Source organism: Colwellia sp. NW0002-52-1 (genome assembly GCF_057550865.1).
Genome location: NZ_BAAJLU010000039.1, coordinates 1 through 11232, shown reverse-complemented (window position 1 = coordinate 11232; position 11232 = coordinate 1). Strand labels below are relative to the sequence as shown.

7 protein-coding genes are annotated in these 11232 nt (G+C 38.7%); 6 read left to right on the top strand and 1 reads right to left on the bottom strand.

All coding sequences use genetic code 11. From position 1 onward, the window contains the following. Window positions 1-549: 549 nt before the first annotated feature. Window positions 550-1491: a helix-turn-helix domain-containing protein gene (locus tag AC27H3_RS17935; protein WP_487108089.1), complete on the bottom strand. Its 942-nt coding sequence runs from the start codon at window positions 1489-1491 to the stop codon at window positions 550-552. Window positions 1492-1767: 276 nt separating this feature from the next. On the opposite strand from AC27H3_RS17935, the gene AC27H3_RS17930 reads away from it, so the two are divergent. From AC27H3_RS17930 to gmhB, 6 genes are all read left to right on the top strand, one after another. After that, window positions 1768-5163, top strand: coding sequence for a methylmalonyl-CoA mutase family protein (locus tag AC27H3_RS17930; protein ID WP_487108088.1), 3396 nt, complete (start codon window positions 1768-1770; stop codon window positions 5161-5163). Between the two features lie 71 nt (window positions 5164-5234). Continuing rightward, complete coding sequence (locus AC27H3_RS17925) at window positions 5235-7037, top strand: acyl-CoA dehydrogenase C-terminal domain-containing protein (protein WP_487108087.1); 1803 nt, start codon at window positions 5235-5237, stop codon at window positions 7035-7037. Window positions 7038-7217: 180 nt separating this feature from the next. Then, window positions 7218-8231 (top strand): oxidoreductase, encoded by a 1014-nt coding sequence (locus tag AC27H3_RS17920; RefSeq protein ID WP_487108086.1) that lies wholly within the window; start codon window positions 7218-7220, stop codon window positions 8229-8231. Window positions 8232-8280: 49 nt separating this feature from the next. After that, window positions 8281-9444, top strand: coding sequence for an enoyl-CoA hydratase/isomerase family protein (locus AC27H3_RS17915; protein WP_487108085.1), 1164 nt, complete (start codon window positions 8281-8283; stop codon window positions 9442-9444). Between the two features lie 88 nt (window positions 9445-9532). Then, on the top strand, window positions 9533-10294 hold the full coding sequence (locus tag AC27H3_RS17910) for an SDR family oxidoreductase (protein WP_487108084.1): 762 nt from the start codon (window positions 9533-9535) through the stop codon (window positions 10292-10294). Between the two features lie 240 nt (window positions 10295-10534). Continuing rightward, the gene (gene gmhB / locus AC27H3_RS17905) at window positions 10535-11086 is read left to right on the top strand and encodes a D-glycero-beta-D-manno-heptose 1,7-bisphosphate 7-phosphatase (protein WP_487108083.1); all 552 of its coding nucleotides are present in this window, start codon (window positions 10535-10537) and stop codon (window positions 11084-11086) included. The last annotated feature ends 146 nt before the right edge of the window (window positions 11087-11232 follow it).

The following is an 11232-nucleotide window of genomic DNA, read 5'->3' as shown; positions in this document are numbered from 1 at the left end:
CTGTGGTTAGTAGGGTAGGTAACATAGTTAATTGAAAAAACGCTACTACTGAATATGGCTTTGTTGGTTACTCTTTCGGTCATATCTATTCCATTACTTTGAGTTTACTAAACGTCACTTAACGCACCTCAAGTTAATTGTATTGGATGTATTTTAGTTAAATATTAAGATGAATACTGTAATGAAATGTTGTGCTTATTCTGAATTTTCGCCAATTTTATTATGGGTGGCTTAATAAAAAGATGCTTATCACAAAAGAATCAAATCAACAGGATTATGCGAATGACCGCTTTGGTGGCTTAGTTCACACTCAGGCCGAACGACTTGCTTGCAAAAAGCCAGCATCAATGCTTCCATATACTCACCTATGAGAACGTCAGCTATCATATCTAAGTGATCCACTTTTTACCTAGACTTTATGTTGGTTTAAATACTTTATAGTGGCAATGGTCGTAGATATTTTCCAACTTAGGTTGTTCAGTCAAAGCTACAGTAAATTTAGCATTGTAATACGTACTTTTATGCTTAGTTGTATTAGTTGTATTAGTTTTATGAACTATGACGAGAGTCACGATATTGTTTTGGCGACATACCCACCAATTTTTTAAACAAACGAGAAAAGTAATACGGGTCGCTGTAGCCCAAACCGCTTGCGATATCTTTAATCGCAATGTCGCTATTATCAAGTTGTGAGCAAGCATGTTGCATTTTCATATTAATAAAGTGCTGTATTGGCGAGCTATCGGTTAATTCTTTAAACTTTTTAGCAAAATGAAATTTAGATAACTGACTATAGTGCGCCAGTGTGTCTAGGCTTAACTCTTGATGCAAACTGTTGCGCATAAGCCCTTCAACTGCCTCTAAGTCAAAACTCGAGCTGTTATTAAACATGGTTAAACGTAATTGCAGAGCAAGAAAACTCAACGCTTGTTGCAAAATATGTACAGCATGAATAACGTTTGTTGCTGTGTAACCTCGCGCGCCCAATGCGAGTAAATGGTCAAAGTCGCTTACTATATTGTTTAGCACGCCGACATGTGCGACACCATTATCCATTTTCATCAACAGTCGTTGCGCAAAATCTTGCGATAACGTACCGGTAAAGTTAATCCAATAAACAATATTGTCGTTGGTTTTGCTATCACGACTACTCGAGGTCTTTTCATTTTTCTTGTGCTGAGTGAGTGATTTTTTTGATTTATCTAGAGTGAAAGTGAAAGCAGTATCAGGATTGATAATAACAAGATCGCCACGTTTTATGACTTTTTCTTTACCTTGATATTGTAATTTTCCCGTGCCCGACAAACAATATATTAAACTATGACAATGGTTATTGGCTTGTTGCAATTTATAATTATTATTGGCTTGTGTTACACCTAAAGATACAGGGTAAAGCCCATCAGTTAAACGATGCTTAGAGAGTTTTTTAAGCAAAAATACGGGTATAAATAAGCGTATGTCTGCAGAGTCTTTAAGTTTTAATGTTGCCATATTTTACTACAGTATTTTCCGAAAGGTTTTTGGTGGTCTAATCACAATATAGTCCATCAAATTGACAATAAAATCAATGTTCATTGCATTTTTAGTGTGTTCTAATTTCTGTAATAAGTTTCTATTATCGCGTTTAACGACTAAAACTAGTGCATAAGCACTGCCTAGCTTGTAAATGTAAGATAATTATTGCTTCACCATTTTGCTGTTTTTGTTACCTCTATTTATCTACAGCTATGGTAAAGAAGCGATTTTAACCCATGAAGAGAGTATGAGATGAATACTGAAAGATATCAGTTAAAAAATAAAATTCGCATTGTAACCGCGGCATCGTTATTTGATGGCCATGACGCAGCAATTAATATAATGCGCAGAATTTTGCAATCAAGCGGTGCAGAAGTTATTCATCTTGGTCATGACCGCAGTGTTGAAGAAGTGGTAAATACCGCTATTCAAGAAGATGCCAATGCCATTGCTATGACATCTTATCAAGGTGGACATAACGAATATTTCAAATATATGTACGACCTATTAAAACAACGTGGTTGTGAGCATATTCGGATTGTTGGCGGCGGCGGTGGTGTGATATTGCCCGAAGAAATTAAAATGCTTCAAGATTACGGTATTACCCGTATTTATTCGCCAGATGACGGCAGAGAGTTGGGCTTGTTAGGTATGATTGATGACATGCTTGAGCGCTGTGATTTTAAAACTGGCATTAATGTTAAAAAAGATGACGTAGCGAATTTGAAAAAAGACGTGCCGCTACAAGATAAAAAACAAGCTATCGCGCGTTTAATTTCAGCCGCAGAAAATGCCCCAGAAGAGAATAAAAGCGATTTAGCTAAAATTCGCAAAATTTCAGCGGTAAGTAAAACACCGGTACTAGGTATTACAGGTACCGGTGGTGCGGGTAAGTCTTCATTGGTTGATGAACTTATTCGTCGCTTTTTAATGGCCACAGACGATAGTAAAATTGCGATTGTGTCGGTTGATCCCTCAAAACGTAAAACTGGTGGTGCCTTGCTTGGCGACCGTATTCGTATGAATGCGGTAAATAACGATCGCGTTTACATGCGCTCGTTAGCTACTCGTCAATCAAACCTAGCCTTATCGGTTTATGTTAATGACACGCTTGATATTCTTAAAGCGACTGACTTTGATTTAATTATTTTAGAAACCTCAGGTATTGGCCAGTCAGATACTGAAATTGAAGAGCACTCAGATGTTTCATTATATGTGATGACACCTGAATACGGTGCGGCAACACAGTTAGAAAAAATCGATATGCTTGATTTTGCTGATATTATCGCGCTCAATAAATTCGATAAACGTGGCGCATTAGATGCATTGCGTGATGTTAAAAAACAATATAAACGTAACCGTGGCATGTTTGAAGCCGGTGATGATGAAGTACCTGTATATGGCACAATCGCGTCACAATTTAACGACCGTGGTATGACAGAATTATATAATGCGGTAATTACGGCATTAAATACTGAAGCTGGCTTAAAGGTTGGTGATATTTTATCAACTGAGGGTACGTTAGCGAACAAAAGTAGTGTTATTCCAGGTAACCGTATTCGTTATTTATCTGAAATTTCAGAGAGTAATCGCAGCTACGATGCTTGGGTTGATAATCAAACTACGGTAGCGCAAAAACTTTATGGTATTCATCAGGCAATTGAAACGGCTAAAGCAACTGACACAGAAGTGTCGTCAGATTTAGTGACTCAACTTGAGGCATTATATAGTCATGTAGAGTTAGACCTAGATCCGAAGAATAAGCTGCTAATAGAACAATGGGCAGATAAAGTTCAACGCTATAAAGACCCAGAGTTTAAATTTAAAGTGCGTGATAAAGAACTCTCAATTCAAACCCATTCAGTTTCTTTGTCAGGTAGTGATATTCCAAAAATTAGTATGCCTAAATATCAAGGTTGGGGCGACATTCTAAAGTGGAATCTACAAGAGAACGTGCCAGGTGAATTCCCTTATACCGCAGGTTTATTTCCATTCAAGCGTGAAGGTGAAGACCCAACGCGTATGTTTGCTGGTGAAGGTGGCCCAGAGCGTACTAACCGTCGTTTTCATTATGTTTCAAAAGGTATGCCGGCTAAACGTTTATCAACCGCGTTTGACTCAGTAACTTTATACGGTAACGATCCGGCTATTCGCCCAGACATTTACGGTAAAATTGGTAATGCGGGTGTGTCGATTTGTTGTTTAGATGATGCTAAAAAACTTTATTCAGGTTTTGATTTAGCACATGCAATGACTTCTGTTTCAATGACTATTAATGGCCCAGCACCTATGTTGCTAGGTTTTTTCTTAAATGCTGCGATTGATCAACAATGTGAGCGTTTTATCACTGAAAATGGTTTAGAAAAAGAAGTTGCTGCAACGATTAAGAAAATATACCAAGGTAAAGGTTGTGAACGTCCAAGCTACCAAGGTGCATTACCAGAAGGTAACGACGGTTTAGGTTTAATGTTATTAGGTGTTACTGGCGATCAAGTATTACCGTCAGAGGTTTACCAAGCAATTAAAGCGAAAACGTTAACCTTGGTTCGTGGCACAGTTCAAGCCGATATTTTAAAAGAAGATCAAGCGCAAAATACCTGTATTTTCTCAACCGAATTTGCCTTGCGCTTAATGGGTGATGTGCAAGAATATTTCATCGACAAAGGCGTGCGTAACTTCTACTCAGTATCAATTTCTGGTTACCATATTGCCGAAGCTGGCGCGAACCCCATTACTCAGTTGGCATTAACCTTAGCGAATGGTTTTACTTTTGTAGAATATTACTTAAGTCGTGGCATGGACATTAACGAATTTGGTCCGAACTTATCGTTCTTCTTCTCAAACGGCATTGATCCTGAGTACGCAGTAATTGGCCGCGTAGCCCGTCGTATTTGGTCAAAAGCGATGAAGAATAAGTACGGCGCAAATGCCCGTGCTCAAATGTTGAAGTACCATATTCAAACTTCTGGTCGCTCTTTGCATGCGCAAGAAATTGATTTCAACGATATTCGCACGACATTGCAAGCGCTTTACGCGATAAACGATAACTGTAACTCTTTGCATACTAATGCTTATGATGAAGCGATCACTACGCCAACTGAAGACAGCGTACGTCGTGCCATGGCGATTCAGTTAATTATCAACCGCGAGTTAGGGCTTTCTAAAAACGAAAACCCAATTCAAGGCGCGTTTATTATTGAAGAGTTAACTGATTTAGTTGAAGAAGCTGTATTAACTGAGTTTGACCGCATTAACGAACGTGGCGGTGTACTTGGCGCGATGGAGACTATGTACCAACGTGGCAAAATTCAAGAAGAAAGTATGCATTATGAGCACCTAAAACATTCAGGTGAATTCCCAATTATTGGGGTAAATACCTTCTTAAGTTCAACGGGTTCTCCAACGGTTGTGCCGGAAGAAGTTATTCGTGCCACTGAAGAAGAAAAAACTTATCAAATAGAAATGTTAGCGAGTTTAAATAAAGCCAACGAAGCGGAAGTAGAAGTATTACTGAAACGTTTACAGGAAGCGGCGATTAAACATGAAAACATTTTCGAACTGATGATGGACGCTTGTAAAGTTTGTTCATTAGGGCAAATTGTTAATTCATTATTTGAAGCCGGCGGACAGTATCGCCGTAACATGTAGTTTTCGACTTTATAATTCCCGCACTAACACTTGAAATAGTGCGGGTTCACAAAACAAGATGAGTGTAAATAATGAGTAACTACCAAGCGCCAATGCGCGATATGCAATTTCTACTGCACGAAGTATTTAATGCCGAAAAGTTATGGTCAACCATGCCGGCGGTTGCCGAGCTAATTGATAAAGACACCGCCGATGCCATTTTATCTGAAGGTGCAAAACTTACCGCTGAAGCTATTGCGCCGTTAAATCGTAATAGTGACGAGCAAGGTGCAACGTGGGCTAACGGTGAGGTAACAACACCTGATGGTTTCAATAAAGCCTATCAACTTTATTGTGATGGTGGCTGGGGCGCACTCAGCGGCGATCCTGAATATGGCGGCATGGGCATGCCGAAAATGTTGCAATCTTTTGTTGAAGAGATGACCCAATCAGCGTCTATTTCATTTGCGCTATATCCTATGTTAACCGCTGGCGCGAGTTTGGCTTTATCAGCTCATGCTTCAACCGAGATGAAGCAAACCTATCTTGAAAATATGTATTCTGGAAAATGGGCTGGCACTATGTGTTTGACGGAGCCTCATGCCGGTAGCGATTTAGGTATTATGAGCGCAAAAGCTGAAGCGCAAGATGATGGCAGCTTTGCCTTGTCAGGTACTAAAATATTTATTACTGGCGGTGAGCAAGACTTAACCGAAAATATTATTCATTTAGTACTCGCTAAAATACCGGGCGCGCCTGAAGGTCCTCGCGGTATTTCTATGTTTGTTGTACCGAAATTTTTATTAAACGATGATGGCAGTTTAGGCGCTAGAAATACCGTTACTTGTGGTTCAATCGAGCACAAAATGGGTATTAAAGGCTCGGCAACTTGTGTGATGAATTTTGATAGCGCTAAAGGCTTTTTAGTCGGTGAAGAAAACAAAGGCTTAAACTACATGTTCACCATGATGAACTATGAACGTTTAGGCATGGGCATTCAAGGCGTTGGCGCGGCAGAAACCTCTTATCAGCAAGCTGCTGAGTATGCTATTGAACGTATTCAAGGCCGCAGTGCTACGGGTGTAAAATCAGCAGATAAAAAAGCTGACTCCCTTATTGTGCATCCCGATGTAAGAAAAATGCTACTAACCATGCGTGCTTTTAACGAAGGTGGGCGCTGTTTTTCTACTTATGTCGCTAAGCAACTTGATATTGTGAAGTTCTCTGATAACGAAAACGATATAAAACAAGCTGAAGAATTAGTTGCCTTGTTAACACCTGTAGCGAAAGCATTCATGACCGATATGGCCTATGAAAGTTGTAATTTAGGGCAAATGGTTTTTGGTGGTCACGGTTATGTGCGTGAATGGGGCCAAGAGCAGTTAGTGCGAGATGTTCGTATTGCACAAATCTATGAAGGCACCAACGGCATTCAAGCGTTAGATTTACTTGGTCGTAAAGTGGTGGCAAATAAAGGTAAGTTTCTTGATGTTTATTTTGCAGAAATAACCAGTTTCATAACGCAGAACAACGAAAACAAAGCGTTAAATGGCTTCGTTGAACCGTTAGCTACAGCGCTAGATAAATTAAAAGCTGTTACGGAGTTAATTATTGCTGAGCAAGAGCAGGATAAAAATATGGTCGGCGCATCAGCAACCGATTATTTAGCGGCCTTTGGTTTGCTAAGTTACGCCTATATGTGGGCAATAATGGCAGAAAAATCATCAGGGCATTCTCAACAAAGCAATCATGATTTTTATCAAGCAAAATTATATGTTGGTGAATTTTTTATTGAGCGTTTATTACCTAGAATTGACGGTCATATTCTTGCCATTGAAGCTGGAAGTAAAAGTTTGATGACAATGCCTGAAAGCCTGTTTAATTATAACCACTAAATTTAGGCTATTTTGTTATAAAATTGAGACTCGTTGATACCTGCTCAGGTGAAGGAATAACCTTTTAGTCTTAACTTTAAAAATTGCCAGTTAATTTAATAGCTGAATGAAATGTTTTGTTCGTTACTGAGATTCTGTTTAGTTTCAGTAACGACAATATCATTTATATAAGGTGATAAAATGTCGAATATTCCTGAAAAGTTTACTGCATTTCGAATTCATAAAAATGACAAAAACATTACCAGTGCGTTTGAGCAAATTAGTTTACATGACTTAACGACTGGTGAAGTAGTGATTAAAGTCGCTTACTCAGACATTAATTATAAAGATGCTTTAGCTGCAACGGGTAAAGGCCGTATTTTAAGAACTTATCCTTTAGTGGGCGGTATTGATTTATCTGGCATAGTTATTAGCTCTGCAGACGCACGTTTTAAAGCTGGCGATAAGGTTTTAGTTTGTGGCGCACAGTTATCTGAGCTTTATGATGGTGGTTATAGTGAATACGCGCGTGTAAAGGCCGATTCAATTGTGAATGTACCTGAAGGCATGAGCTTACGCGATGTTATGGCACTTGGCACTGCCGGTTATACCGCCGCTCTTGCCGTACAACGCATGGAAGATAATGGCCAAATACCAGCACGTGGACCCATAGTTGTAACCGGCGCCACTGGTGGTGTTGGTAGCTTTGCGATTAATATGCTGTCGAATATTGGCTATGAAGTTATTGCTTTTACTGGGAAAACAGAACAAGAACCTTATTTAAAAGCGCTAGGTGCAAGCAAACTAATAAGTCGACACAGCCTTGAAATGGGTGCTAAGCCATTAGAAAATGCCCAGTGGGGTGGAGCGGTTGATAATGTTGGCGGCGAAACATTAGCTTGGTTAACGCGTACAACCCATGTTTGGGGAAACATTGCATCTATTGGTCTTGCTGGTGGTCATAAATTAGAAACAACGGTTATGCCATTTATTCTGCGCGGCGTTAGTTTACTCGGCATTAACTCGGTTGAAATGCCATTATCAGTTAGAGCTCGCGCATGGCAGCGTTTAGCCAGCGATCTAAAGCCTAGTAAATTAGCATTGATTTCGCCTACAACTATTAAGTTTGCTGATTTACCTCAAGCATTTAACGCTTATGTAGAAGGAAGTGTTACTGGGCGTACGGTTGTAGAAATTGATTCAAGCCTTGATTAACTGCGATTAATTAACGACTTAAACATATGAATATGCACAGAGGATTAATATGTCATCAGTAATATTTAGCGAAATAGAGACAAAAACTAATAAACGCATTGCATTAGCAGAGCTTAATGCGCCGCAGTCGCTTAATGCTTTAAACATGAGTATGTTTGAGTTATTGCATAAACAGTTACTTGAATGGCAAAGCAACGACGAAATCGCCATGGTGATCTTACAAGGGGCAGGAGACAAAGCCTTTTGTGCTGGCGGTGATGTAGTTAGCTTGTATCATGCTCTTAAAACTGAAAGAGAAAATAGTACTGACAGTCAATCAAGTACAGTGCAAGAAATAGCAAAAACGATAATTAACGATCAAACTATTATCAACTCTTTCGGCTATGACTTTTTTGCTCTGGAATATCAAGTAGACCAACTTATCCATGAATTTACTAAACCTATATTAGTTTGGGGCGACGGTTATATTATGGGCGGTGGCATAGGTTTATTTGCTGGCGCAAGCCATAAAGTGGTTACCGAAAAAACCTTGTTAGCTATGCCTGAAGTTACTATCGGCTTATATCCCGATGTCGGCGCAAGTTGGTTTCTAAATAAAGTATCAAATAATACCGGGCTATTTTTAGGGATGACAGGCGCAATATTTAATGCCGTAGATGCGTTGAATATTGGTTTAGCTAATGTTGCGATTAAAAGTAGTGTAAAAAGTGATGTAATATCAAGCTTGAGTAATGTGCAATGGCAAACTAATAACGAAAACTATGAGTTGCTAGATAAAGCCTTGAATAAATTTGTGCAACAAAGTGAACAAGCTTTTGCGTCAATGACCTCGAATGTAGTAGAGCATCAGGCGATTATTAAGCAATTAACCAACTTTGATAATGGCGCAGATATTTATCAAGCGATATTAGCACTAGATACAGAAAGTGATTGGCTACAAAGAGCACAAGCAAAGCTTAAAAAAGGTAGCCCACTTTCGGCGCTGATCATTTATCAGCAATTATTGTTAAGTAAAGACTTTACGTTAGAACAATGTTTTGCCTCAGAGCTTAACTTAAGCTTACGTTGTTGCCAGTACCCTGAATTTAGCGAAGGGGTTCGTGCACTTCTAGTAGATAAAGATAAAAGCCCTAGCTGGCAATATGAGAATATCAATGATATTCCAGCAGAAGGACTCGCGTGGTTTTTTACACCAGTAGAAAAACTGAATTAATAAATCTCATGTATCGGCTTAAACTCATTAAATATACATGTTGATTTAAGTCGATATATAAAAAAATAAGATAAAGAAAGGATTAAACATGAACTTAAAAGACAAAACTATTGTAGTTACCGGTGGCGGACAAGGCTTAGGTCGAGCTATTGCTTTAAATTTGGCAAAGTCAGGTGCTAAATTAGCCTTAATAGATTTAAATGAAGAGCAATTACAAGCTACCGTTAAGTTAGTTGAAGAAGCTGGGTCACAAGCAAAGTATTATTTAGCAAACGTAACCAATGAAAGTGAAGTAGAAGCAATATTCATAAAAATAAACCAGGACTTCTCTGGCATCGATGGTTTAATCAATAATGCAGGCATCTTGCGCGATGGTATGTTTGTTAAAGCTAAAGATGGCGTAGTGAGTAAGAAAATGTCACTAGATCAATTTCAATCAGTAATTGATGTAAACCTTACTGGTGTATTTCTATGTGGCCGAGAAGCTGCTGTTCACATGATTGAAGGTAAGCGTAAAGGTGTCATCATTAATATGTCATCAATTGCCCGTGGCGGTAACATGGGACAAACAAACTACGCAGCTTCAAAGGCCGGTGTAGTAGCGATGACGGTAACTTGGGCGAGAGAGCTTGGTCGTCACGGTATTCGTGTTGGTGCTATTGCCCCTGGTGTAATTCGCACCGCGATGACAGACGCAATGAAACCTGAAATGCGTCAACGCCTAGAAAGTATGAAGCCTGTTGGTCGTTTAGGCGAGGCAGAAGAAATAGCACACACGGTTAACTATATTATAGAAAACGAATTCTTTACTGGCCGCGTTGTCGAAATTGATGGTGGTCTATCTATGTAGAGCAGAAATTTATTCTGTGATCTACCCTTATTATATTCGTAAAATAAAGTAACTAACTAATCGGTATCTTGTTTAAGCAATGACGGTTAGTTAGTTAGTTAGTTAGTTAGTTAGTTAGTTAGTTAGTTAGTTAGTTAGTTAGTTAGTTAGTTAGTTAGTTATAAAAAACAAGATTAATAGTAACTATAAAGCTATTTGTTATTATATCCCGCATTTACATAAGTTAAGTAAAAGAAAGTTATGAAGAATAAAGCACTTTTTCTCGATAGAGATGGCATTATTAACGTTGACCACGGTTATGTTCACAAACCAGAAGATTTTGAGTTTGTAGAAGGTATTTTCGAATTATGCCAACTTGCCATAAAAAAGGGCTATCAAATATTTGTTATCACCAATCAGGCAGGTATTGCTCGAGGTTATTACGACGTAGCAACTTTTGAATCGTTATCGAACTGGATGGTTAACGAATTTGCAAAGCAAGCAATAACGATAACCAAAGTATATTTTTGTCCTCATCATCCAACTAAGGGTGTAAATCAGTTTGTAATGTCATGCGATTGCCGTAAACCTGAGCCAGGTATGATCTTGCAAGCACAACAAGACTTTTCAATTGACTTAAAAGACAGTATTTTTATCGGCGATAAGATATCAGACATGCAGGCAGCGAAAAATTCAGGCATTGAAACTAGAATTTTAGTCGATAGCCGCTATACTGATGAATCACCTTCTGAGAAAGTTGAAGGTGTAATGCGTATTAAACAGCTGCAGCAAGCACATAAATTTGTCATTTAAGTTCGAATATCCAACGGATCGTTCAATTAAAAAGCAAACAAACACATTTATGCAATTTAATTACAATTAGCGGTTGACGTGAGATAAAAAATCTCTAAAATGCGCTCCACTTCTTCGGGACAAGTCGAAGAGGTTGTTTTAATGAG

Coding starts and splice junctions, on each gene's coding strand:
- gmhB (WP_487108083.1), top strand. CDS start 10,535: ATGAAGAATAAAGCACTTTTTCTCGATAGAGATGGCATTATTAACGTT.
- AC27H3_RS17910 (WP_487108084.1), top strand. CDS start 9,533: ATGAACTTAAAAGACAAAACTATTGTAGTTACCGGTGGCGGACAAGGC.
- AC27H3_RS17930 (WP_487108088.1), top strand. CDS start 1,768: ATGAATACTGAAAGATATCAGTTAAAAAATAAAATTCGCATTGTAACC.
- AC27H3_RS17920 (WP_487108086.1), top strand. CDS start 7,218: ATGTCGAATATTCCTGAAAAGTTTACTGCATTTCGAATTCATAAAAAT.
- AC27H3_RS17925 (WP_487108087.1), top strand. CDS start 5,235: ATGAGTAACTACCAAGCGCCAATGCGCGATATGCAATTTCTACTGCAC.
- AC27H3_RS17915 (WP_487108085.1), top strand. CDS start 8,281: ATGTCATCAGTAATATTTAGCGAAATAGAGACAAAAACTAATAAACGC.
- AC27H3_RS17935 (WP_487108089.1), bottom strand. CDS start 1,491: ATGGCAACATTAAAACTTAAAGACTCTGCAGACATACGCTTATTTATA.